General features: G+C 62.3%; 18 protein-coding genes and 1 tRNA gene. 12 read left to right on the top strand and 7 right to left on the bottom strand.

Annotation, left to right across the window (positions count from 1 at the left end; genetic code table 11):
* Positions 1–37 precede the first annotated feature (37 nt).
* Together SJI03_RS15875 and SJI03_RS15870 are read left to right on the top strand one after the other, a co-directional pair.
* Complete coding sequence (locus tag SJI03_RS15875; RefSeq protein ID WP_416208755.1) at positions 38–1,429, top strand: pyridoxal-phosphate dependent enzyme; 1,392 nt, start codon at positions 38–40, stop codon at positions 1,427–1,429.
* Positions 1,426–2,607: a PLP-dependent aspartate aminotransferase family protein gene (locus tag SJI03_RS15870; protein ID WP_322427826.1), complete on the top strand. Its 1,182-nt coding sequence runs from the start codon at positions 1,426–1,428 to the stop codon at positions 2,605–2,607. Before SJI03_RS15875 ends, SJI03_RS15870 begins: the two co-directional genes overlap by 4 nt.
* A gap of 12 nt (positions 2,608–2,619) precedes the next feature.
* Here the strand turns inward: SJI03_RS15870 and SJI03_RS15865 are convergent, their stop codons facing one another.
* The gene (locus SJI03_RS15865) at positions 2,620–4,827 is read right to left on the bottom strand and encodes a penicillin acylase family protein (RefSeq protein WP_322427825.1); all 2,208 of its coding nucleotides are present in this window, start codon (positions 4,825–4,827) and stop codon (positions 2,620–2,622) included.
* Between the two features lie 15 nt (positions 4,828–4,842).
* Positions 4,843–5,682, bottom strand: a complete 840-nt coding sequence (locus tag SJI03_RS15860) for a hypothetical protein (protein ID WP_322427824.1) — start codon at positions 5,680–5,682, stop codon at positions 4,843–4,845.
* A 112-nt stretch (positions 5,683–5,794) separates the two neighbouring features.
* Here SJI03_RS15860 and SJI03_RS15855 point away from each other — a divergent pair, with 112 nt between their 5' ends.
* Positions 5,795–6,241 carry a DUF2939 domain-containing protein gene (locus SJI03_RS15855; protein ID WP_322427823.1) on the top strand — a complete coding sequence of 149 codons (447 nt, stop codon included), beginning with the start codon at positions 5,795–5,797 and terminating at the stop codon, positions 6,239–6,241.
* A gap of 125 nt (positions 6,242–6,366) precedes the next feature.
* Complete coding sequence (locus SJI03_RS15850; protein WP_322427822.1) at positions 6,367–6,870, top strand: DUF2939 domain-containing protein; 504 nt, start codon at positions 6,367–6,369, stop codon at positions 6,868–6,870.
* 30 nt (positions 6,871–6,900) lie between these two features.
* Here the strand turns inward: SJI03_RS15850 and SJI03_RS15845 are convergent, their stop codons facing one another.
* Positions 6,901–8,238, bottom strand: coding sequence for a polysaccharide deacetylase family protein (locus SJI03_RS15845; protein ID WP_099378791.1), 1,338 nt, complete (start codon positions 8,236–8,238; stop codon positions 6,901–6,903).
* Between the two features lie 271 nt (positions 8,239–8,509).
* Between SJI03_RS15845 and SJI03_RS15840 the strand changes: the two genes are divergently transcribed.
* The 8 genes from SJI03_RS15840 (at position 8,510) to SJI03_RS15800 (ending at position 20,470) form a co-directional block, all read left to right on the top strand.
* Entirely contained in the window at positions 8,510–8,722 is a 213-nt protein-coding gene (locus tag SJI03_RS15840; protein ID WP_010399127.1) for a hypothetical protein, read from the top strand.
* 73 nt (positions 8,723–8,795) lie between these two features.
* Positions 8,796–9,089: a hypothetical protein gene (locus SJI03_RS15835; protein ID WP_322427821.1), complete on the top strand. Its 294-nt coding sequence runs from the start codon at positions 8,796–8,798 to the stop codon at positions 9,087–9,089.
* 119 nt (positions 9,090–9,208) lie between these two features.
* The gene (locus SJI03_RS15830) at positions 9,209–11,485 is read left to right on the top strand and encodes a TonB-dependent receptor (protein WP_099378840.1); all 2,277 of its coding nucleotides are present in this window, start codon (positions 9,209–9,211) and stop codon (positions 11,483–11,485) included.
* An 83-nt stretch (positions 11,486–11,568) separates the two neighbouring features.
* Positions 11,569–11,655 (top strand) — tRNA-Leu (locus SJI03_RS15825).
* Between the two features lie 1,023 nt (positions 11,656–12,678).
* On the top strand, positions 12,679–13,032 hold the full coding sequence (locus SJI03_RS15820) for a hypothetical protein (RefSeq protein WP_322427820.1): 354 nt from the start codon (positions 12,679–12,681) through the stop codon (positions 13,030–13,032).
* Positions 13,033–13,487: 455 nt separating this feature from the next.
* Positions 13,488–14,603, top strand: coding sequence for a DUF3667 domain-containing protein (locus SJI03_RS15815; protein WP_322427819.1), 1,116 nt, complete (start codon positions 13,488–13,490; stop codon positions 14,601–14,603).
* A 380-nt stretch (positions 14,604–14,983) separates the two neighbouring features.
* Positions 14,984–15,181, top strand: coding sequence for a phospholipase domain-containing protein (locus tag SJI03_RS15805; protein ID WP_416208754.1), 198 nt, complete (start codon positions 14,984–14,986; stop codon positions 15,179–15,181).
* Positions 15,182–15,427: 246 nt separating this feature from the next.
* Positions 15,428–20,470: a diguanylate cyclase domain-containing protein gene (locus SJI03_RS15800; RefSeq protein ID WP_322427817.1), complete on the top strand. Its 5,043-nt coding sequence runs from the start codon at positions 15,428–15,430 to the stop codon at positions 20,468–20,470.
* Positions 20,471–20,497: 27 nt separating this feature from the next.
* Here the strand turns inward: SJI03_RS15800 and SJI03_RS15795 are convergent, their stop codons facing one another.
* The 4 genes from SJI03_RS15795 to SJI03_RS15780 all read right to left on the bottom strand — a co-directional run bounded on the left by SJI03_RS15795 (position 20,498) and on the right by SJI03_RS15780 (position 23,714).
* Positions 20,498–21,997 carry a nucleobase:cation symporter-2 family protein gene (locus SJI03_RS15795; protein WP_322427816.1) on the bottom strand — a complete coding sequence of 500 codons (1,500 nt, stop codon included), beginning with the start codon at positions 21,995–21,997 and terminating at the stop codon, positions 20,498–20,500.
* Positions 21,998–22,477: 480 nt separating this feature from the next.
* A complete protein-coding gene (locus tag SJI03_RS15790) occupies positions 22,478–22,714 on the bottom strand; it encodes a hypothetical protein (protein WP_322427815.1) in 237 nt (78 codons plus the stop codon).
* Positions 22,715–22,869: 155 nt separating this feature from the next.
* The gene (locus SJI03_RS15785) at positions 22,870–23,220 is read right to left on the bottom strand and encodes a hypothetical protein (RefSeq protein WP_322427814.1); all 351 of its coding nucleotides are present in this window, start codon (positions 23,218–23,220) and stop codon (positions 22,870–22,872) included.
* Positions 23,217–23,714 (bottom strand): glycoside hydrolase family 19 protein, encoded by a 498-nt coding sequence (locus SJI03_RS15780; protein WP_322427813.1) that lies wholly within the window; start codon positions 23,712–23,714, stop codon positions 23,217–23,219. The genes SJI03_RS15785 and SJI03_RS15780 overlap by 4 nt, the downstream gene beginning before the upstream one ends.
* Between the last annotated feature and the right edge of the window lie 6 nt (positions 23,715–23,720).

Here is a 23,720-nt window from a genome sequence, read left to right as displayed (position 1 = left end):
ACAATCCGGAGCCGTTGTTTCTCTGACAGGAGCTACCATGAATGATCGAATGCCATCCCCACCCCAGCCGCCAGCGCTATACAAGCTGATCGGCAATACCCCGCTGGTCGAAGTGACCAGGCTCGACACGGGCCTGTGCCAGCTGTTCCTGAAACTGGAATCGCAAAATCCCGGCGGTTCCATCAAGGACCGCATCGGCCTGTCCATCATCGAAGCGGCCGAAACGGACGGCCGCCTGCAGCCGGGCGGCACCATCGTCGAGGCCACGGCCGGCAATACCGGCATCGGCCTGGCCCTGGTCGGCCGCATCAAGGGCTACCGCGTGATTCTCGTCGTGCCCGACAAGATGTCGACGGAAAAAGTGCTGCACCTGAAAGCCCTGGGCGCCGAAGTGCACACCACGCGCTCGGACGTGGGCAAGGGCCATCCCGAGTACTACCAGGATTACGCGGCGCGCCTGGCGCGCGAGCTGCCGGGCGCCTTCTTCGCCGACCAGTTCAACAATCCCGCCAACCCGCTGGCCCACGAAACGACGACGGCGCCCGAAATCTGGGAACAGAGCGGCCATGACGTGGATGCCATCGTCGTCGGCGTCGGTTCGTCCGGCACCCTGACGGGCCTGACCCGCTACTTCCGCAAGGCGCAGCCGAAGCTGGAATTCGTGCTGGCCGACCCGCAAGGCTCCATCCTCACCGAATACATCGACACGGGCAAAGTGTCGGACACGAGCGGCTCGTGGGCCGTGGAAGGTATCGGCGAAGATTTTATCCCGTCGATCGCCGACATGGACAGCGTGAAAAAAGCCTACACCATCACGGACCAGGAAAGTTTTGATTCCGCGCGCGCCCTGCTGCGCGCCGAAGGCATTTTAGGCGGTTCGTCCACCGGCACCCTGCTGGCCGCGGCCCTCAAGTACTGCCGCGAACAGACGACGCCAAAGCGCGTCGTCACCTTTGTGTGCGACACGGGCACGCGCTATCTATCCAAAGTCTACAACGATGGCTGGATGCGCGACCAGGGCCTGTTGCAGCGGGCCGTGTCAGGCGACTTGCGCGACCTGATAGGGCGCCGCTACGACGAGGGCGACGTCGTCAGCGTGGCGCCGGGAGACACCCTGCTCACGGCCTTCAACCGCATGCGCGCCAGCGACCTGGCGCAGCTGCCCGTCATCGACGGAGGCCAGCTGGTCGGCATTCTTGACGAATCGGACTTGCTGCTGCACGTCTCCGGCGACGCCGCCCATTTCGCGTCGCTGGTGGGCACCACCATGACGACGCAGATCGAAACCCTGGCGCCATCCAGCGGCTTGCCCGCCCTGCGCGCCACCCTGGACCGGGGCTTGACGGCCGTCGTCGCCGACGATGCCGCCTTCTATGGCCTGATCACCCGCTTCGACCTTCTCAACCACTTACGCAGGACACTATCTTGAGCCAGGAAACCACCCGCAAGAGCCATCTCGCCACGCGTGTCATCCACGCCGGCCAGTCGCCCGACCCGTCGACGGGCGCCATCATGCCGCCCATTTACGCCACCTCCACCTTCGTGCAGGACAGCCCCGGCGTGCACAAGGGCCTCGATTATGGCCGCTCGCACAATCCCACGCGCTGGGCGCTCGAACGCTGCGTGGCCGACCTGGAAGGCGGTAGCGCGGCCTTCGCGTTCGCCTCGGGCCTGGCAGCCATCTCGTCCGTGCTGGAATTGCTCGATGCGGGCAGCCATATCGTCGCCGGCGACGATATGTACGGCGGCACCTACCGTTTATTCGAGCGCGTGCGCCGCCGCTCGGCCGGCCACGAATTCACGTATGTGGATTTGACCAATCCCGAGAATCTGCTGGCCGCGCTGCGCCCGGAAACGAAGATGGTGTGGGTGGAAACGCCCACCAACCCCATGCTGAAACTGGCCGATTTGCGCGCGATCGCCGACATCTGCCGCGCGCGCGGCATCATCGCCGTGGCCGACAACACCTTCGCCAGCCCGCTGGTGCAGCGCCCTTTGGAACATGGCTTCGATATCGTCGTACATTCGACCACCAAGTACTTGAACGGCCACTCGGACATCATCGGCGGCATCGCCATCGTCGGCGCGGAAGAACGCCAGGCGGAATGGCGCGAGCAGCTGGCCTTCCTGCAAAACTCGGTAGGCGCGATTGCCGGCCCGTTCGACAGCTTTTTAGCTTTGCGTGGCGTCAAGACCCTGGCCATCCGCATGCAGCGCCATTGCGAAAGCGCACTGGCCCTGGCGCAGTGGCTGGAGCAGCAGAAGGAAGTGCGCAAGGTGTTCTATCCGGGGCTGGAATCGCATCCGCAGCACGCGCTGGCGCAGCGCCAGATGGAAGGTTTCGGCGGCATCATCTCGATCGACCTCGATACGGATCTGGCCGGCGCGCGCCGCTTCCTCGAGCGCTGCGAAGTGTTCGCCCTGGCCGAAAGCCTGGGCGGCGTGGAAAGCCTGATCGAGCATCCGGCCCTGATGACGCATGCCAGCATCCCGGCCGAGCAGCGGGCAAAGCTGGGCATCGGCGATGGCTTGATCCGGCTGTCGGTGGGGATTGAGGATATCGAGGATTTGCGCCATGACCTGCGCACGGCGCTCGACGCAATCTGATCGTCCCGGCGCTTATTTTCCAGGGTGGTAGCGGCGCTCCAGGTGCTGCTCCACCTGCTCCGGATAAAACAGCACCTCCTTGAACTCGCCCTGCACATACATGGCCGCCTGGTCCTTGAAGTGGGGCGACTTCGGGTCGCCACTCTGGCCGCCGGCAAGAATACTTTTCGCCTTGATGCGGGGGCCAAATTCCACGGCCGCGACAAAGCTGTTACCGCGCTCGCCATAGATCCGTCGCGTCGTGCTCTTGCTGCTCTGGCCATACGCGGCCAGCGCGCCCCAGTTGCCCGACGCGTAAGGCACAGGCAAGCTGGCTTGCGCATCGTCAAACGGCTGCACCACGTCGCCCGTCAGGCGCTGGAAGCGGTTGATCTCGCCCCACGGCGTTTGCCAGTTGCCGAAATCGCGCTGCAGTTTATCCGCCGCCGTCGCCAGGGCAGCCAGCCGCTGCGCCGCCGTGACCTTGTCCGTCGCCAGGAAATCGACCACGGGCACGCCCTGCTCGCGCGCCTGCTTGCCCGTCAGTTCCGCCAGTTCCTGGCCCCAGAACACGGCCAGCGAGGTGGCTGTCGACGTCAGCGCATAGCGCCAGTCCCAGGCCCGCAACAAGGCCACCTTGTCGGCCAGCGCCAGCTTTTGCGCGTCGCCGGCCGGCAGCGCATCGTATGCCGCGAACAGTGGCGGCAGCAGCGTTTCAAACGCCGTCAATTCGCTGTCGTAGGAAGCGGCAATCAGGCTGTCGAGGGTAAAGCCTGTTTTATTTTGAAAGACCTTGACGGCATGCAGGCCGCGCGCGTTTTCGCCATACACGGACATGTAGGCGGGGTAATCGCTCTGGCGCGGGCTGTGGGCGCCGGCCGCCGAATACGGCCAGTTGTTCGTGTTCTGGATCCAGCCATTCTTCGGATTGAACAGGGTGATGGTTTGCGCCACCGTGTGCAGCCCTTTCCATTCCGTGGCCGGGTCGCTGCCGTCGACGGGCTGCTTCCAGTTGAAGCTCGGGTCGCGCATGGGGATGAAATTGCCGTGAAAGTAGGCGATATTGCCGTCCGCATCCGCATACACCGTATTGTTCGACGAATTCGTGCGCAGTTCCATCGTCTGGTAAAACGCCGCGTAGTCGCGTGCCTTGGTGCGCGTATACGACTGTATCAAGGCTTTCAACGGTTCATTCATCAGGCGCACCGCCACCCATTTTCCATCCTGCGCACGCACGATGGGGCCGTGGTGGCTGTAGTAGACGGTGATGGTTTTCGATGCCACGCCGCCATCGGCCAGTTTATATCGCAAGGTAATCGGCACGGCTTTCAAGGGCCGCAGGCCGCCGTCATAGCGGTAGAACCAGGCGCCATCGTGGTCGACGATGCTTTCCAGGTATTCGTCGATGACGTCGCCGCCGCCCGAGGTGTGCATCCAGCCGAGGCGCTCGTTAAAACCCTGGTAGACGAAGAACTGGCCCCAGGTGACGGCGCCATACGCGTTCAGGCCTTCGCCGCTGGTAACCTGCACTTCGGGACGGAAGTAGAACGAGGTGTGCGGGTTGATCATCAGCAGCGCGTGGCCATTTTGCGTGATGGCGGGCGCGATGGCGAAGCCGTTGGAGCCGTTCGGCTCTGGCTCCAATCCAGTTTCCACGCTGGCCAGCGCCACGGCGGCGGGCCTGGCCTGCTGGTCGTAAAATGCTTCGAGCTGCGCCAGGTTGACGGACTCGATATCGCCGCCGATGCTGCCCTCGCTGAAACTCAGGGCCATCCACGGCTCGAAATGCGTGATCAGCCGCGGTTTCACCTGCGGATGCGTGGCCAGGTAAAAATTCAGGCCATCGGCAAAGGCATCCATCAATTTGCGCAGCCACGGCAGGCTGGCGCGGTACTGCGCCTGCAGCTCAAGTGGGTCGATGAAGAGCTTCATGCGCAGGTCGCGGTACAGCTCCTGTTCGCCATCCACTTCCGCCAGTCGGCCCATGGCGTTGATATAGTTCAATTCCACGCGGGGAAAATCATCCTCGGCCTGCGCATACATCAGGCCAAAGACGGCATCGGCATCGCTCTTGCCCGTCACGTGGGGAATGCCCCACGTATCGCGCGCGATGCTGACATTGGCCGCCTGCGCCTGCCAGCGCGCCATGTCCGTGACAGAAATGGCGGGCGCCGCCAGCACCAGGGGAGCGGCGGCGACGCCGCAGGCGATGGCGGCGAACAAGGCACGGCGAGCTGGCATGCACTACTCCAATAGTCAGGATGCGTCGATTAAAGCGGCGATGCGCTGGTTCAACTCCACATTTTCCGCCTGCAGTTGCGCCACCCGCTGTTTCAGGCTGGCGATCTCGCCACGCAGGCGCTCCGCTTCGGACGGCGCCTGCGCGGCGTTGTCCGCCCACGGCTCGTTGCCCGTCTCCGGCGTGTCCTGCGACACGTGGGGTGCCTTCGGCTCGCGCGGCGTGCGCGTGGCGGCGCGCTGTTCGCGGATTTCCTTGGCCGCCTGGCGTAATAATTTTTTGCCGCCGGCGACGGCCGCCACCTGCTCTTCCGGCGACAGCGACGCCACGGTGGCCGCCGCGTTGATGGAGATCGTGCCCGAACGGACGGCTTCCACCAGTTCCGGCGATGCCGCCTTCTGGATTTTCTCGATCTGGCTGATCTGGTTGCTGCTCAACCGCGCCGCCTTGGCCACTTCTTCGCGCGTGCTCATGGGTAGCTTGGGCGCGCTTTCACCTTCCGGCGCATCCTGGGCGCTGACGGGCGCCGGGCTGCGCGCGGCGACGATTTCCTTCTTGCGCAGGGCCAGCACGCCGCGCTGGAAGTCCGACACGCTGCGGCGCGCCAGGTGATTGTCGATCATCCACAGCATGACGTCGTCGAGCGAGGTAAAGCTGGTGTTCTGGATGGTCTTGAATTCGATGCCGTGCTGGCGGCAGATGGCGTAGCGGTTATGCCCGTCGATCAGCACGTCGTTCCACAACACCAGCGCGTCGCGGCAGCCTTCGGCCAGCAGGCTGCGCTCGAGCGCCGCGTACTCGCTGGCGGTGAGCGGGTCGATATACGACTGCAGCACCTGATTGATAGTGATATTCATGGTTGTCCTCAATATTACGGCGCGATGGTCCGCGCCGGCACGAATGCTACACCATCCACCGCCCCTGGCCGGGTAAAATCACGGCGGCACAGCTCATACAAAAACACGGACCATGAAAAGAAAGTACGCCACCGCGATCATTTTTAGCGTCGCCGCCATCGGCTTCACCTGGGTCAGCCCCTACATCGCCATGTACCGCATCAGCATCGCGGCGAAATCCGTGCGCCTGGAAAACCTGGCGCAGCAGGCGGACCTGCCCGCCGTGCGCGCCAGCGTGGCGCGCCAGTTGCGGGCGGCCGGCGAAACGGCCAGCGAAGACGATTTCAAGGAAATGCTCGACACCATCGTCTCGCCGCCCGGCATCACGGTACTGATCTTGCACGGCAAGCAGGGGGCGGACGGCAAGCGCCACGACTTCGGCATGGCGTACCGCTCGTGGAACGAAGTGGTGCTGCGGCGCAGCGGCGCAGGTCCCGCCGCCAGCCAGTTTTTGCTGCGCCGCCATGGCATCTGGGACTGGAAACTGACGGACATTACCTTGCCGCCAGAATTACTCTGACGAAACTTGATCTAAAACAACACTTACCTAAACCGCTATGTTGACTTTGGGAAATATTATGTAGAATGCCAACACTTCAGGCGCACCGGGTCGCCAGGCATCCGAGAGATCGCACGATGAAAAGAATGATGCTTCTCGCTGTAGTGGCACTGGTCGCGCTGGCCGGCGTCTTCTATGGCAGCCCGTATTTCACCATGAACAAGATTCGCGCGGCGACCATGGACGAGGATACACAGGCCCTGGCTGCGCATATCGACCTGCTCCAGCTACGCGGCAGCCTGGGACAGCAACTGCACGCCCTGTTTTCGGCACCCGAAGTGGCCGACGACATCAGTCCCGACGTCATCGACCCTTTGCTCGACACCATGCTGATGCCCGAAGGCATCGTCGCCTTGATGAAGCTCAATGACCGCTACGAAAAACCGATCGCCAAGGTCAGCGACATCAGCGGCCGCAAGCGCAACACCAAGCCCGACTACAAACTGCGCTACACCTCCTGGGACAGCGTCGTGGTGCAGCGCGCCCACAGCAAAAGCCATATCGGCGAACTGACCCTGACGCGCGACGGCCTGTGGCGCTGGAAACTGGTGTCGGTGGCCCTGCCGAAGAACTTGCTGGCCGACGCGTAAGGCGCCGGCGCAGCCTTCTTCCCGAGGCGGTCAGCGCCGGTCCGTCACCCTGCCCGTCGTATCGGCAAACCAGCGGCTATGCGACACCACTTGCAGCGCGCCGGCAGCCACCTGCCCCGCCAGCCATGCCAGCAGCTCATCGATGACAGCATACGAAGTCTGGTAGTCGGACGTTGGCGTCCTGACGATATCGTGGCCGTTGACAAACACAAAGCTGCCGTCGTCCACCGCCGTCTGGATCGCCGCCTGGACTTGCGCAAAGCTGGCGTCGTTTGTCAGGTTGACCAGGGACGTATTGAGGATGTACGCATCCTTGTCATTGCCAGAGAAAAACACCTGGTCAAAGCCGCGCTCTGCCGTATAGCCGGCGCCGCGCGCCGACAGGAAGCCGGCGGCGCGCATGGCGTCGATGGCCGTATTGGTCCACAACGATTCGACCCACGCGTGGTGCGATGGTCCGTCGCCGCCGATACCGGCCGCGCGCATCTGGTCGCGCCCCACCTGCAGTGCGGTGACGTACTGTGCAGAACCCTGTACCGCCACATTGTCGTGCACGCTCTGGTGCAGGGTAAAGTCGAACAGGCGCGACGGATCGTCGAAACGCGCCTTCATGCGCTCGGCCGACATGTAATCGGATTGCCCCAGCAGCGACGTGACGATGGCAAACGAAGCGGGCAAGTCATAATATTTCAGCCGCTCCATCAGATACGTATCCCAGGAGGCATAACCATCGTCAAAGGACAAGATGACAGTGGGCAATTTACGCTTCGGCAACGCCGCAAGCATGCCCAGCCAGATTGTTTCCGGCTGCGTCGTGGCTGCCGTCAGCTGCACGGTAAATTTCCCGCGCGACAGGTTTTGTGCCGTGGGCGTGCCCTCGCAATCGAGCGGCGTGGCCAGCTTGGGCACCCACCACGCATTGTCGACGAACATCAATGTGTCAGCGGCGGCGGAACCGCCGTAATGCAAGGCATTCAGGAAGCCGGACCAGAAACTGCTGTAATCGCTGTTCCCCAGGTAAATCATGCCACCCGTCTGCATGATGGCGGCATTCGTCGAGCGCAGGGCGAAGGAAAAGCGTTGCAAGTCCCAGTTGAACGGGATGCGCGGCTGTCCCTTGCCGGCAGCGCCTGTCGTTCCCACTTTGACGACAGTACCGGCAGGCAATCCGGCAGGCAGGTCGATGCGCAAGGAGGGGTAGCCATCCTTGAACGACACGGCGGCATCGAGCGACACCGTGCAGCCTGGCGTCACATCGCTGTCCCAGAAGGACAGATCGTGCGTGGGCATGAATTCCAGCGGCGTATTGGTAACCGGCGGCGGTGGCATGGAAAAGCGGGGCGGTGCGTCATGATACTGGCTGGACATGGTGCGGCTTTCAGGGAGACTGTGCCTGGTGGCCGCTGAAATGCACACCTTGCAACAGAAAAGATATAAGAAATATATTATTTCTCGCAGGATTTCTTTCCTCGAGTAATTATCAACTATACCAAAGCATTGCAATTATGAACATAATAATTGCAAATATTTTATGATGCCCAGGATTGCCTCTGTCGTACCCGTGCTACAGGCCCGTGCACACAAGGATAGGCTGCTCCAGCACTGCTATCATCAAGCTTTGATTTTCATCGGAGGCAGCATGTCAGACTTGGTACAACACGCACTGGCCCACGCGGGCAAACCGGCCACCACGCCCTGGGTAGTGACCCTGATCAGTGGTGAAAAACTCACCGGCCCCATTTCCCCGCTCAGCGACGGCTGCTACGCCATCGGCCTGGGACAAATCAAGTATTTTTCCAGCGACAAGGTCGCCTGCCTGAATGTATCTGGCGCGGGTGCGTTCCCCATTTGACCTGTCCGCTCAATGTGCGGCTGCCTGACACAAGCCGCCAGGCGCCCGCTGCTGCGAATATAGGTGGCGATGCATGAAAGGCAATACTGGCTCAGCGCAGCATGCCAGCCAGCCAGGAAACCTTGTCGCATTCCGGCAACAAGGCACTCGCGAAAAAAGGCAGCACTCCCCTGTTGTATTTCCCACATCCGGACACGATTGGCATCACCGCATCAGCCCTGATTTTGTGCCTCCGCAGGGAGTGCGCCTGGCAATCTCGGTGTCCTTTCTACTGGCACAAGCCTGGCGGCATCCCACTATGCACCCGCCCGATATTGACGACAAATACGATTTTATTCGCGTATTCAGTCGAAATGGATATGAATAGTTGTCACTGGAAAATGGCATGAATACCAAAACTTTCCGTGCTAGCATGATTTTTCGTCTAGCGGACTTGCGCCTGCCTGGACCTTACGAACAACCTTGACCGACAGGAGCCGTTTCATGATGACACCGCATGCCAGCACCGTACGCCACACCCTGATTACCCTGGCAATCACTGCCGCCTTTCCCCTGCAGGCGATGGCGCAGGCACAGGACAGCGTCCCGGCGCCTGCCGCTCCGGCGGCGCAGGCTGGTCCCGGCCAGCTGGAAACGGTGATCGTGACGGCGCAGCGGCGCGCGGAAAACATCAAGGACGTGCCCATGTCGATCGCCACCCTGAAAGGCGACAAGCTCGACACCCTGACGGCCGGCGGCGCCGATATCCGCTTCCTCAACAGCCGCTCGCCCAGCGTCTCCGTCGAATCGGATTACGGCCGCACCTTTCCCCGCTTCTACATTCGCGGCCTGGGCAATACCGACTTCGACCTGAACGCCTCGCAGCCCGTGGGCCTGGTGATGGACGACGTGGTGCAGGAAAACGCCATGCTGAAAGGTTTTCCCGTGTTTGACGTCGATCAGGTCGAGGTGCTGCGCGGCCCGCAAGGCACCTTGTTCGGCCGTAACTCGCCGGCCGGCGTGATCAAGTTCGATTCCGCCAAACCCGTCTTCAAGACGGAAGGCTACCTGAGCGGCGGCTTCGGCAAGGATGGCATGAAGAACCTGGAAGGCGCCTTCAACGTGCCCGTCAGCGACACGGTCGCCCTGCGCTTTTCCGGCCAGACGCAGCGCCGCGACGACCGCGTGCACAACCCGCGCCCGACCGGCACGCGCGACTTCGAAGGCTATGAAGACAGCGCCGCCCGCCTGCAGGTACTGGTCAAGCCCACGCGCGACTTCAGCGCCCTGTTCAACGTGCATGCGCGCAACCTCGACGGCACGGCCACCTTGTTCCGTGCCAACATCCTGAAACAGGGCACGAATGACCTGGTCGACGGCTTTGATTACGATAACTACCCGACCGACGGCATCAACCGCCAGCACCTGAAAACCAAGGGCGGCAGCATGCGCCTGAAATGGGACTTGCCCGGCGTCACCCTGCATTCGATCACCGGCTACGAAAAACTCGATTTCTTCAGCCGCGCCGACGTCGACGGCGGCTATGGCGCCGTCTATGCGCCACCGATGGGCCCGGGCTTCATCCCCTTCGTCGTGGAAACGGCCGACGTGATTCCCAACCACAAGCAGATTTCGCAGGAATTCCGCGCCGAATCATCTGCCCGCGGCCCGCTGCAATGGATAGCCGGCCTGTTCTACTTCAAGGAAGATATCCAGATCGACAGCATCAGCTTTGACAGCCTGGCGCCCGGCAATCCGCAAAACAGCGCCTACGCTACGCAAAACCAGAGCTCGAAGTCGTACGCGGCCTTCGGCTCGCTCAACTACACGGTCTCGGACGCGCTGAAACTGCGCGCCGGCCTGCGCTACACGACGGACAAGAAGGACTTCTCGGCCAAGCGCGTGGAAGCGACCACGGCCGGCCCCTTCAACCTGAACGACACCTCGCACAACATCAGCTGGGACTTGAGCGGCACCTATGTGCTGACGCCGGAAACGAACGCCTACGCGCGCATCGCCACCGGCTACCGCGCACCGTCGATGCAGGGCCGCCTGAACGGCCTGGCCGACCGCCCCTCGTTTGCGGGCGCCGAGAAAGCGCTGTCCGTCGAGGCCGGCATCAAGCAGGACTTGTTCGACAAGCGCGCGCGCCTGAGCGTGGCCGTGTTCCAGTACCGCGTCAAGGACAAGCAACTGACGGCCGGCAGCGGCGCGGTCAACATGAACCAGCTGATCAACGCCGACAAGGCCACGGGCCGTGGCGTGGAACTCGATTTCCAGGCTAACCTCAGCGATTCGCTCAGCATGACCCTGGGCGGCAGCTACAACCACACGGAAATCCAGGACAAGAAGCTGTTCGTGCAAAGCTGCGGCAACGCGCAAAACAACCCGGCCAGCGGCTGCACCGTCACCGATCCGCTGGGCCCTTTCAAGGGCACGGCCTACATCGACGGCAACCCGCTGCCGCGCGCGCCGGAATGGCAAACCAACTTCACCTTGAAGTACAGCATTCCCCTCGCCAATGGCGAGTTCTACGCCTACACGGACTGGGCCTATCGCACCAGCTACAACTTCTTCCTGTACGAAGCGAAGGAATACAAGGCCAAGGAACTGCTGGAAGGCGGCTTGCGCGTCGGCTACAAATGGGATCGCTATGAACTCTCCGCGTACGGTCGCAACATCACCAACCAGATCCAGTCGCTGGGCGCCATCGATTTTGATAACCTGACAGGCATCATCAACGAACCACGCACGTATGGGGTGCAGTTCAAGGCGACGTTCTGATGGCGGGTAGATAAAACCGGACTGCACGGCTCAGGCGCAGGATGGCGTGATGCGCATCACCTGTGCTAGAATCTCGCCGCGCTGCCCGGATGGTGAAACTGGTAGACACTGGAGACTTAAAATCTCCCGCCTGTAAGGGCGTGCCGGTTCGATTCCGGCTCCGGGCACCAGCGCACAGAATTCAGAAACATTGAAAAAGCCATTAAACCCCAGGGATTAATGGCTTTTTTTACGTCCCGAGATTCCTGTTACCCCATATTAAACCCGACAAAAACCAGCAGCGATTACGCCAAATTTACGCCTGATTACGCCTCAATGAGCGGGATGCATGGCTTCATTCAGGAAACGGGTTGGCGGTTGGCGGGCAGTAGTCGCCATCCTCCGCACACGGGAATGTAAAACATTCAGTACCGAGGCCGAGGCCTGGGCGTCGGAACGCGAGACCGAAGTCCGGCGCGGCGCCGACAGTGGCATGGTCGTCGGGAAAAACTGCGGCGACGCATTCGATCGGTACCCGTGGCCCCATGCCTTGGCGAATACACCGCTAGCCAATTATGCAATTGGTATAGCGCCGTGGTCGAGCCGTCTGCCCGCCGTCGCCCGGCGTGTTTCACCTCGCTCCCATTCTGCGATGAGATAAGTGGATGATCAACCTGGTACGCAACTTCCTTGAGGTGAGATTGTTTACGTAGATCCTAGTGTTCATGTCATGCATCCTAACGCCCCAAGGATGCCATCATCGTGACGGTTTTCGATAGAGGATAGATGCAAGAGTTCCAACAATTTAGAGTGGCTCACGGTAGGTCTTTCAGGGCATGCAAAAATCTTTGATTCCGGCCTCCGTACTTAATTAAAAATATTTTCTTATTTGTGTAAATGTGTGTAATTTCATAGATTTTATACTGATAACATGAATCAATAATTTATTCATCCCAAAAAACTTTCATAGAGCAAGTACAAAATCGATAGCAACTCCCATGAAATATTTCATCAGCTATTAGCCAACATTAAACATAAAATATTACATTGCGGTCTCTTTTGAATTTTTCTTCATTTTCATATGTAGATGTAGATGTAGATGTAGATGTAGATGTAGATGTAGATGTTTTTAATATGTTTTCTGATCGGCCATGCAGCATAGGCCTTTGATATTTATTTCATATCCAATCAATTTAACATTAGAGGCATAAAAAATGAGCGACCAATCTTTCGATTTAAAACAGGTAGAAGCAAGTAACATAAATCCTGTGTCTGCTGGCATTTCAGCCGGCTTCAGCATTACTCTTCACGAATATCAAGGCAAGGCGTACATTAACTGGTCAGAAAACTTTCCAGGCATGGTAAGACTTGCCGTTGCCATATACAGTGGCAATCCGCCAAGTAATCCGGGAGCATGGTTAAGTGCGACAGAGATAACCAACTCAGCCGCCGGCTCCTGGAATTCGGGGCAAAACTGGGGTACTGGTTACTCCGCAGCTTTGTTGGGTGTGAACGCGACTAATAATGCATGGATTTATATCGGCTGCAACACTGGCGTAACCGTTTAGTTCAATGATGCGGTGGCTGCGTTTTTATGTGGCGGCCACCAAAAAAATATCTGCATTAAAAATCCAGCAGCTCTCTACAATTACAGCCGGCATTTACAGGTCGGATCAATATAGTGGCCACTATAAATTGGTGGCGCATGTGCCATGACATAGAGTGGCTCATGGCATGAAAGTCATCATTCACAGCACGTGGAACTAAGCACACGAAAAGCCGCTCAAAGTGCGTCAAATCGCGTGCCCCCTCTTCGCCTTTGTCCGATCAAGGCCAGCGATTGTCGGACCTGCCCCTCGCTCGGGCTGCAGCCCCGGCCAGCGCTTGAAGGCATGCTCGATGGCCTTGGCGGTGCCGCTGCGGCACTGTCCGGCAGCGTACCGATTGCCGTTTTTACCAGTATTACTTGAACATACAGGCGCCTTGTTGCACAATCAGCCATTTTCCTGGTGGGAGTTGCACGATGAGTGAGCTGAAAGCGGTCGGCGCCCTGGCGATGGCAGGTATGCCGGCCAGCAAGGTTGAGGACGATAAAACGCCGCAGCCGGCCAGTGCCGCGCACGTTGCGAACTGCGCCAACTGCCAGGCGCCGCTGGGCGGCGCGTTTTGCCAGGCCTGCGGCCAGTCGGCCCACGTCCACCATTCGTTGCTGCACCTGGCCGAAGAAGTCGTGCACGGCATCCTGCACTTCGACGCCAAGGGCTGGAAGACGATCCCGCTGCTGGTGGCCTTTCCTGGCCGCCTGACGCGCCGCTACATCGATGGCCAGCGCAAGAACTATGTTTCGCCGCTAGCGCTATTCCTGTTCATGGTGTTCCTGACCTTTTTCGCTACCTCGTTCGGCGGCGGCCAGCTTCTCACCCGCGATGCCAATATCGCCTCGCTGACCAATCACGCCGCGTCTGCAAAGCTCAAGGTCGAGCGCAATGAGCTGGCGTTGGAGGCGGCCCGCAAGGCCGATGTCGGCGTCGCTGGTGTCGAGAAGGCGCTGGCCGTTTCGCGCAAGCTGCACCACGAAGCCGAGCAACGCCTGCTGCACGTCGTGTCACCCGAAAAAGCGACCAGTGAGGAGGCACTTGAGCTGAGAGAACCCGGCTGGTTCGACAAGACTGCCTCCAAAATCGCGGCCAGCCCGCCGAATCCCAACGCCATGTTTCCGGAGTTTGAAAAAAGCGTTCATCACGCCGCAGAGAATCCCGAGCTGGCGTTTTACAAGTTCAAGAACACGGCCTACAAGTTCTCATTCCTGCTGATCCCGATCTCGCTGCCCTTCGTGTGGCTGATGTTTTTCTGGAAGCCTGGCGTGGCCATGTACGACCATGCGGTGTTCGTGCTGTACTCGCTGTGCTTCATGTCCTTGCTGTTTACCGTGCTGATACCGCTAGCGATGCTCAACCAGGGCTGGCTGATCGCATTGCTGGTGTGCCTGGCGCCGCCCCTGCACATGTTTCTGCAGCTACGCGGCACCTACAACCTGGGCAAATGGGGCGCGCTGTGGCGCACTTGCATGTTGCTGCTGGCGGCCAACCTCGTGCTTGGCGTGTTCCTCGTGCTGGTGTTGATGAAGAGCATGCACTAGCGTCACAAGGTCGGGCCATGTCCTGAGGTCGCAATACCCGGCAATGATGCAAGAGTGTGAAGATAAATGATGCTTGGAGTACAGACACCAAGACATAGGCTAAAACCATCAGTCCTCATGCGCCTTCGACCATCACGCAAATTTGAGTCCAAAGAGCCCTGCTGTATAGAAGGCAGGTGTGGCGGGGGTCTGGATACCATCCCTCTTGCCATTCGGCGCACACATGAACAGCTTGCGAACGTTGCCCGGCCCCTTGCTTTCGCGCATGACCTGGCGCAGCTTGTCCGGGTCCAGGGATAAGATGATTTCTATGCTGAAAAGCTGCTTTTAATCAATATTATCGATTACAGCACGAATAAACTTCCAGGCAGGACGCAGCAATGATATGCATGGAGAGCTGGACCATCGAGGTAGCCGCCGGTGAGGTGGGATCCTTTCACTGGTCGTTGGCCGACAGCGGCAACTGGTATGACTTCTCGGTCACCTGCAATACTCAGAAGACTTTCCGGCGCCGCGTCGCAGGGCGAATCGAGAATGGCAAGGATTCCGTAAGCGACCCAACCCTGGGACGTGCATAACTCAAAAACTGGTCCTGACTTGATAAGGCTGCGGCGCACGGTCCACCCGATGCGCCGCAGCTCCCTGCTGTCATCTCGCGCCCTTCCCGCACTCGCCTGCCCCCCGCTGACGTTTTTACAACAGCGCCCATCGCCCCGCTCCCTCCCCCGCGACTCCCTACTGATATAATACTAACAATCAACTAATGCTCCGAAATGTGCGCCTCAAGGCTCCCGCAACCGTCTGTGTACCGCCAAGCCCAGCCCATGCGCTCCCTTTTCGACCACGAGATCATCAAACAGCTGCACAGCGGCACCCGCTCGCGGGTTTACCGCGCCCGGACTGCCGATGGCACGGCGCTGATCGTCAAGATGCCGAATCAGCAGTTCCCCTCCTTTCAGCAACTGGCACAATTCAAGCGCGAGTATGCGATCGCGCGCCGCTGCCGCCATCCTGGCGTGGCGCATCCGCTGGCGCTGCAGCTGCACGGCGGGCACTGGACGATGATCCAGGAAGATACCGGCGGCCTGGCGCTCGACCAGCTATTGCGCGCGCAGGTGGCGGCGCGCAGGACGCCGTCGCAGCCTGCACTGGCGCTGGATGATTTTTTCGACATCGCGCTGCAACTGTGCGCGGCGCTGGACGAGGTCCATCATCACGGCGTGATCCACAAGGACATCAATCCATCCAATCTGGTGTGGAATGACGAGCAGCGCCTGCTGCAGCTGATCGATTTCGGCATCGCCTGTGAACTGCCCTACGAAAGCCACGGCATCGCCCATCTCCAGACCCTGGAAGGCACGCTGCGCTACATGGCGCCGGAACAGACCGGGCGCATGAACCGGCGCGTTGATTGGCGCGCCGATTTCTATGCGCTCGGCGCCACCTTGTACGAATTGCTGACCGGCCACACGCCGTTCGAGGCGGGCGACGAGATGGAACTCGTGCATTGCCACATTGCGCGTAGTCCCGACTGGTCGCACCCGGCGCTGGCAGACTTGCCCGGCCAGCTGCTGCCGATCATCCAGCGGCTGCTGGAAAAAAATGCCGATCAGCGCTACCAGAGCCTGCAAGGCTTGCGCAGCGACCTCGAAGCGTGCCGCGCAAAAAAGCCGGCGCAGGCGCTCAAACTGTCCGACCACAACGGCCGCTTCCTCGTGCCACAGACGCTGCACGGGCGCGAGGATGCCATCGCCGTGCTGCTGGCGGCGTTTGAACGCAGTGCCGCCGGCACCTGCGAGATGCTGCTGGTGGCCGGCCATTCGGGCATCGGCAAGTCGGCGGTCGTCAACGAAGTGCAAAAGCCCATCATCGCCCGGCGCGGCCGCTTCCTGTCGGGCAAATTTGACCAGCTCCAGCGCGATGTGCCGTATGCCTCGCTGATCCAGGCCTTCCAGGGGCTGGTGCGCCAGTTGCTGGACCAGCCGGAAGAAACGCTGCGGCACTGGTCCGCAAAACTGCACGAGGCCCTGGGCAGCGGCGTGGGCGTGATTGTCGAACTGATTCCCCAGCTGGCCCTGATCGTCGGTCCCACCGAGCCGCTGCCCGCGTCGGCGCCGGCACAGGTTCAGTGGCGCCTGGACCGCCTCTTCCCCCGCTTCGTCGAAGTCTTCGCCTGCACCGGGCATCCGCTGGTGCTGTTCCTCGACGACCTGCAATGGGCCGATGCTGCCACGCTGAGGATGATCGAGCTGCTCATGGTCTCCTGCGACAAGAGCTGCATGCTGTTCATCGGCGCATACCGCGACAACGAAGTGGGCCCCGCGCATCCGCTCATCGCGCTGCGCGACAAGCTGATCGCCCGTGAGGTACGCCTGTCGACGCTGGTACTGAACGCACTGACCGAGCCGCAGGTTGCGCAAATGGTCTCGGCCACCGTGCGCGTGGCGGCGCCTTACTGCGCGCCACTGACCAGCATTTGCTACCGCAAGACGGCTGGCAATCCCTTTTTCCTCAACCAGTTCCTCGCTGCGCTCAACGAGACGGGCCACCTGCGCTACCGGCCCGCCGACGATTACTGGGACTGGGACCTGCCCGCGATACAACAGGCCGGATACGCCGACAACGTGGTCGAGGTGCTGCTGGAAAAAATCCGCCGCCTGCCCAGCGTGACGCAGCACCTGCTGCAGCTGGCCGCCTCCAGCGGCAACCGCTTCACGCTCGACACGCTCGCGCTGGCAGTAGACCGCGCACCCCGGCAAACGCAGCAAGACCTGTGGCCCGCGCTCAGGGCGGGCCTGATCCAGCCGCTCGACGAGCGCTATAAATACGTCAATGGCGACACCCCCGCCGGCAGCAGCGGCGTCAGTTACCGCTTCCTGCACGACCGGGTGCAGCAGGCCGCCTACCTGGTCGCCGATGCCGGTGCGCGCGCGGCCAACCATCTTCTCCTCGGCCGCTTGCTGCTGCGGCATACGCCGCCGGAACGCCAGGACGAGGCGCTGTTTGACATCGTCGAGCAGCTCAACGCCGGCCGCGCGCTGATCGACGATGCGGGCGAGCGCGTGCAGCTGGCAACGCTCAATCTCCAGGCGGGCGTCAAGGCACGGCGTTCCGCCGCGTTCCAGTCCACCCTGGAGCACATGCGAATCGGTCTCGGCCTGCTGCCGGCGGACGCCTGGAATGCCCACGCCGGCCTCTGGCTCGAACTGCAGCTCGGCGCCGCCGAAGCGGCCTACCTGTGTGGCCAGTTCGATGCCGCCGAGGCGATCTACCCACTGGTGCGCGCCCGTACCATGAACCCCTTGCTGCAGGTACGCTGCATAGCCATCCAGGCGCACCAGTATCAACTACAGGGCCGCCTGCTCGACGCCATCGCCGTGCAGCGCGACGGCCTGGCGCAGCTGGACATCGACATTCCGCATGAGGTAGCGCACATGAAGGCGCGCTTCGCCGATATCCTCGCCGACATCGGGCGGCAGCCTGGCGCGCAGGCGCCCGACACCTTGCTGGCGGCGGCCGACATGTGCGAACCGGACGCGGTGGCCGCGATGCAGATGATGCAGGGACTGTGGATGGCCAGCTACTACGCCGGCCAGCAGGATCTCAGCGCGCTGATGGTGGTGTCGATGACGCGCCTGTCCATGCAGCGGGGGAACAGCGATTTCAGCGCCGTCGCCTATGTCGGCTACGCGATGATGCTGGCGCTGTACAGCGGCGACATCGCGCGTGGCTACGACTTCGGCGCGATGGCGATGGCGCTGGCCAGGCGCCGTGCCAATCTGCAGACCCGCACGCTCACGGGCCTGATGTTCGGCGCGCTCAGCAACCACTGGACGCAGCCGCTGCGCAGCTCCGACGCCCTGTACGAGGAAGCGTTTGGCTGGGCGCTGGAAATCGCCGACTTCGTGCAGGTCGGCGTGGTGGCGGCCGTGCGCGCCACCGACCGGATCATCCTCGGCGACTACCTGCCGCACCTGATGCACGACATCGAGCACGACCTGGCGCTGATGCGCGCCAACGGCCAGCAGGCAATGGCCGATTGCTGTGTCGCCGCCGCTATCCAGCCGATCAAGTGCCTGACGGGCCTCCTGCCCCGTCATGACAGCTACGACGATGCGACCTTCAGCGAGGCAGGCTTCCTCGCACAATATGGCGACTCGCAGCTGTACCGCGCCTACTTCTTGCAGGGGAAAATCCGCAACGCCTACCTGTTCGACGGCGCCGACGCCGAACCGCTGGCCGGCCAGCTCGGCATGGTCACGCAGATCATGCGCGGCCAGGCCAAGGTGGCCGAGTGCAGCTTCTACGCCGCGCTGATCCTGATCCGCGCGGTGCGGCGCGCTCCTGGGCGTCCCGACGCGGGCGCCGTGCTGACCGTGATCGGCACGCTGCAGGCGAATCTCGCCACATGGGCCAGCCAAGGCTCGGACAATAGCGCCGCCAAGCACCTGCTGGTGATGGCCGAGCTGGCACGCTACCGGGACGACCTGCAGCTGGCCACGCGCCTTTACCAGCAGGCGATCGACGCAGCCGGCGTGGCCGGCTACGTCAACATGCAAGCGCTGGGCAATGAGCTGTGCGGCGAATGCTGGTGCGACCAGGGACAGCCGCGCGTGGCCGCCGTCTTCATCCGGGACGCCATCGCGCATTACGGCCAGTGGGGCGCGGACGGCAAGGTGGCGCAGCTGCGGGAGCGTCATGCTGCGCTGCTGTCAAGGATAGAGGGCCGCGGCACGCAGCGGCACTCTGTCTCCCACACGCACGGCAGTTCCGCGCTCGACCTGGTGTCACTGCTGAAGGCAGCTCAAATCCTGTCGAACGAAGTCGGCCTGCGCAACGTGCTGACACGCCTCATTGCCATCGTGTGCGAAAACGCCGGCGGGCAGGTAGCGCGCCTGCTGCTGCTGTCCGAAGGCAGCTACCGGCTGGAGGCCAATATCGATGACGATGGCGTCACCGTCCTGCAAGCGCGCCAGCTCGACCTGAACGCCGCCAGCGACCCGCAATTCCCCCTGTCGCTGCTGCGCTACGTCATCCGCACTGGCGCGGAGGTGATCGAAGACTGCATCGCGGGCGCCTCGCGCTTTGCCGCCGACCCGTACGTGCAGTCGCACCTGCCGCGCGCCGTCATGTGCCTGCCGATCCGGCACGGCGGCCAGATCGAGGGCATCCTGTACTTCGAGAATCGGCTGGCCGACGCCTCGTTTACGGAAGAACGCGTGGCGTTCCTGCGCATGCTCGGCGCGCAGGCGATGATCTCGATTTCCAGCGCCAGGCTGCATGACACCCTCGAAAGGCGCGTTGCCGAACGCACCGGGCAGCTGGAAGACGCCAACCGCAAGCTGGCGACCCTGTCCATCACCGATGGCCTGACGGGCCTGTCGAACCGGCGCCATTTCGACGACGTGCTGCGCGCCGAATGCGCGCGTGCCACGCGCGTCGGCCAGCCGCTTGCCGTCGTCATGCTCGACGTCGACTACTTCAAGCTATTCAACGACCGTCACGGCCACCAGGCCGGCGACGCATGCCTGATCCGGGTCGCGCAGGCGCTGGCGGCCGGCATGCGGCGCGCAGGCGACCTGACGGCACGCTACGGCGGAGAGGAATTTTCGATCGTGCTGCCAAACACGGGCACGGACGAAGCGCGCCAGATCGGCGAAGCGCTGCGGCGCGCCATCGAAGACATGGACATCGTCCACGCGAGTACGGAAGCGCAGCAGGTGACGATCAGCGTCGGCATCGCGGTCCAGTCGGCGCCGGGTACCGCCGATCCGGACGCCCTGTTGCGCCTGGCCGATGCCGCGCTGTACCAGGCCAAGGATGCGGGGCGCAATTGCGTGGTGCTGAGGACTCTGCCGCCCGGCTAACCCGCATTCATGGCACCGGGCGGCGCCTCACTCGCTGCCATGGGTGTTCTCGCGCGCCTGCTCCCGCGCCTTTTCCTGCGATGCCAGGCCATTGAAGAACAGGTTGAGCAGCACGGCGACGATGGCGGCCAGCAGGATACCGCTGTGCAGCAACGGTGACAGGGCCTTGGGCATGTGCTGCGCGTACTGTTCCGCCACCAGCGGCAGCATGCCGAAGCCGATCGACAGGGCCACGATAAACAGGTTGTTGCGGTTGCTCTTGTAATCGACGCCAGCCAGGATGCGGATGCCGGTGGCGGCGACCATGCCGAACATCACCAGCCCTGCCCCGCCCAGCACGAACGCCGGCACGGCTTCGGCCGTCTGCGCGATCTTCGGGATCACGCCCATGACGAGCAATATAAGGCCTGCCGCCACGCAGACCCATCGGCTGCGCACGCCCGTCACGCCCACCAGGCCCACGTTTTGCGAAAACGAGGTGTACGGGAAGGTGTTGAAGATGCCGCCGATCAGGGTGCCCAGGCCATCGACGCGCAAGCCGCGGCTGATATCGGCCTGCGTGATGCACTTGTCCGTCATCTCTCCCAGCGCCAGAAACATGCCCAGCGACTCGATCATGACGACGATCATCACCAGGCTCATGGTGACGATGGCGACCACGTCGAAGGTCGGCATGCCGAACTGGAACGGCGTGACGATGGCAAAGGCCTTGGCGCTGGCCACCTTGGCGAAATCGGCCTTGCCCAGCGAAAACGACAGGGCCGTGCCGGCGATGATGCCGATCAATACCGCAATATTCGACAGGAAACCGCGACCATACTTGGCCACCAGCAAAATGACGGCCAGCACGAAGAAGGCGATGCCCATGTTATCCAGCGCGCCGTAGCCTGGATTGGCGATCAGGGGCACGGGGCCGGGCGGCGCCGGCAAGCCCGCCGCCGTGGCGGCAGCGGCCATCTTGAGGAAGGCCGGATCGGCAATCTGCGCCATGGCAGGCGGCCCGCCCATGGCCCAGTTCACGCCCACGCGCATCAGCGACACGCCGATCACGGCAATGATGCTGCCCGTGACCACGGGCGGAAACAGGGCCAGCAGCCGGCTGATGAAGGGAGCGATCAGCATGGAAACGACGCCGGCGCCGATCACGGCGCCAAAGATGCCGGTGATGCCCAGGGCCGGATTGTTCGCCATGGCCAACATTGGACTGACGGCGGCAAAGGTCACCCCCATCATGACGGGCAGGCGGATGCCGAAGTACTTGCCTATGCCCAGGGACTGGATCAGGGTCACGAGGCCGCAGCAGAACAGGTCGGCACTGATCAATGCCGCCACCTGCTCGGGCGGCAGCTTGAGGGCGCGGCCGACGATCAGCGGCACGGCGATGGCGCCCGCATACATGACGAGCACGTGCTGCAAGCCCAGGGTGAACAGCTTGCCGGCAGGCAGCACTTCATCGACAGGGGACGGGGCAGCGGGTACGGTGCCGGGAGCGCTGCGGTGAATGGATTTCAAGCGGGGAGAGGCCATTTACGCTCCATTTCCTGGGTTACCACGGCCCGGACGGGCGCAGGTGAAAGGGAAAAGCAAGAGAGAAACGGGACGACAGGAACACAGTGGCGGCGGATGAGGCATGCGAAGCTCCTTGGATGGGATGATCAAGGTATGCCATGCACGCATCGTGCCAGCTAGATTGTATACAGAAATTGTGCCGAAATAGCATCGCGGCCGCAAAAATCGCGGGCTGGACGTACTGCCGTGCACTGTTTTCTGGCACGCCGGCACGCAGCCGCACCAGAAGGCAGCATCGGATGCGGCGTCAAGACCTGGCACGACGAAGCAGTATCAATGTCTGGGACTCTGGGACTCTGGGACTCTGGCATGGCGAGTGGCGCCAGGCGGCGACCCTAGGGGATTACGCGCGGCGGCGCAACCAAGCGGCAAGCCAACTGCGAACAGCCGCAGACCAGCCGTAGAGCAGCCGCCGACGTCGTTGCGCAGCGGTCGACGCTAGCTGCCGGCACAGCCATCCATCAGCGCTTCCAGCTGCCGCACATAGGCCGCGCGCAAGTGTTCGCGCGCCAGCAAGGCTTGCACTTGTTCAAAAATGCCATGCTGCGGCACGGCTGGCAAGACGGGTGCCGCAGGACGAACGGCGATACAGGGCACGCCGATGGGCAGCCTTTCCGCCGCGGCTTCCAGCTTTGCCCCACCTGCCGCGCAGCCACCCAGCAGCCCAGCAAGCACGCAGACCAATACACAGGCCCATGAACAGGTCAGGGAATGGGGCAGTGAGCAGGTCAGTGAACAGGCTGGTGAGCAAGCCCGCGCGCCAGCCCGCGAACAAGCCTGCAAGTAGCCCCAGACCCGCAGCAGCGCCGGCGCACTCGTCATTGCTGCCCTCATGGCGTCCCGCCAGCGGGTCTTCCAGCCATTTCACTGGCGATCAGCGCCTCGGCCGTGCGGCAAGCGTCGCCATCCGGCGGCAATGCCAGGATGCGCGCCGCTGCCGCCTGGGCGTCTGCCTGCCCAGCCTGCGCATTGTCCAAGGCCTGCCGGGCCCGTGTCGACCGCCGTACTCCTTCCTCCCGCATCGCATTCAGGGCCTGGGTCTGGCGCTTCAACACGGCTTGCACCTCCAGCACCTGCGCCGCGCATGCGGCACGGCCCGCCTCATGCCCCCAGCGCTGGGCGCAAAACACGGCGGCCCCCAGCAACAGCAGCATGGCCAGCACAAGCAAGGGCGGCTTCATGCCAGCACCTTGCGTGCTGCTGCATACAAAGCCAGGCGCTCGGCCAGGCCGTTCACGCCACCGTTGATGCGGCGCGTAACGCGCGCCTGGTCGCCCGCGTCGGCCAGCCGGTTCAAGCCGCGCGATTGCCAGAACCAGCCCGCCGAGCGGCAAGCGGCAGTCGTTTGCTCCAGCAACTGCGGCGCGGCCAGCAAGTCCAGGCCCAGCGCCACGCCGCACGCCGCATAGTTGGCGCGCCCCGTCACCTGCAGCAAGCCGCGTCCCTTGAAGCGCACGCCATCGCCAGCAATCACATTGCCCAAGTCCGCCCGCCCTTCATAGGCCGCGCCACTGGCAAGCTCGCGCACATAGCGCAACTGTCCCGATTCGTGGCCCACCTGCGCCAGGAACGACGCCTGGCGCAGCGGCGTATCAATATCGAACTCGGCCATCGCCGCATTCAAAGGCGCCAGGAACAGCGTAGCGCGGCGGCCGGCCAAGGGCATGATCTGCATCAATTG

The sequence above is a fragment of the Janthinobacterium sp. GMG1 genome (genome assembly GCF_034427795.1).
Classification (GTDB): Bacteria; Pseudomonadota; Gammaproteobacteria; order Burkholderiales; family Burkholderiaceae_D; genus Janthinobacterium.
The sequence above is the reverse complement of the archived record's forward strand: the minus strand, read 5'-3'. Positions and strand labels throughout refer to the sequence as shown.

Coding starts and splice junctions, on each gene's coding strand:
- SJI03_RS15840 (WP_010399127.1), top strand. CDS start 8,510: ATGTCAGACTTGGTACAACACGCACTGGCCCACGCGGGCAAACCGGCC.
- SJI03_RS15805 (WP_416208754.1), top strand. CDS start 14,984: ATGATATGCATGGAGAGCTGGACCATCGAGGTAGCCGCCGGTGAGGTG.
- SJI03_RS15780 (WP_322427813.1), bottom strand. CDS start 23,714: ATGCAGATCATGCCCTTGGCCGGCCGCCGCGCTACGCTGTTCCTGGCG.
- SJI03_RS15865 (WP_322427825.1), bottom strand. CDS start 4,827: ATGCCAGCTCGCCGTGCCTTGTTCGCCGCCATCGCCTGCGGCGTCGCC.
- SJI03_RS15815 (WP_322427819.1), top strand. CDS start 13,488: ATGAGTGAGCTGAAAGCGGTCGGCGCCCTGGCGATGGCAGGTATGCCG.
- SJI03_RS15795 (WP_322427816.1), bottom strand. CDS start 21,997: ATGGCCTCTCCCCGCTTGAAATCCATTCACCGCAGCGCTCCCGGCACC.
- SJI03_RS15800 (WP_322427817.1), top strand. CDS start 15,428: ATGCGCTCCCTTTTCGACCACGAGATCATCAAACAGCTGCACAGCGGC.
- SJI03_RS15830 (WP_099378840.1), top strand. CDS start 9,209: ATGACACCGCATGCCAGCACCGTACGCCACACCCTGATTACCCTGGCA.
- SJI03_RS15850 (WP_322427822.1), top strand. CDS start 6,367: ATGATGCTTCTCGCTGTAGTGGCACTGGTCGCGCTGGCCGGCGTCTTC.
- SJI03_RS15820 (WP_322427820.1), top strand. CDS start 12,679: ATGAGCGACCAATCTTTCGATTTAAAACAGGTAGAAGCAAGTAACATA.
- SJI03_RS15875 (WP_416208755.1), top strand. CDS start 38: ATGAATGATCGAATGCCATCCCCACCCCAGCCGCCAGCGCTATACAAG.
- SJI03_RS15835 (WP_322427821.1), top strand. CDS start 8,796: ATGAAAGGCAATACTGGCTCAGCGCAGCATGCCAGCCAGCCAGGAAAC.
- SJI03_RS15860 (WP_322427824.1), bottom strand. CDS start 5,682: ATGAATATCACTATCAATCAGGTGCTGCAGTCGTATATCGACCCGCTC.
- SJI03_RS15855 (WP_322427823.1), top strand. CDS start 5,795: ATGAAAAGAAAGTACGCCACCGCGATCATTTTTAGCGTCGCCGCCATC.
- SJI03_RS15845 (WP_099378791.1), bottom strand. CDS start 8,238: ATGTCCAGCCAGTATCATGACGCACCGCCCCGCTTTTCCATGCCACCG.
- SJI03_RS15785 (WP_322427814.1), bottom strand. CDS start 23,220: ATGAAGCCGCCCTTGCTTGTGCTGGCCATGCTGCTGTTGCTGGGGGCC.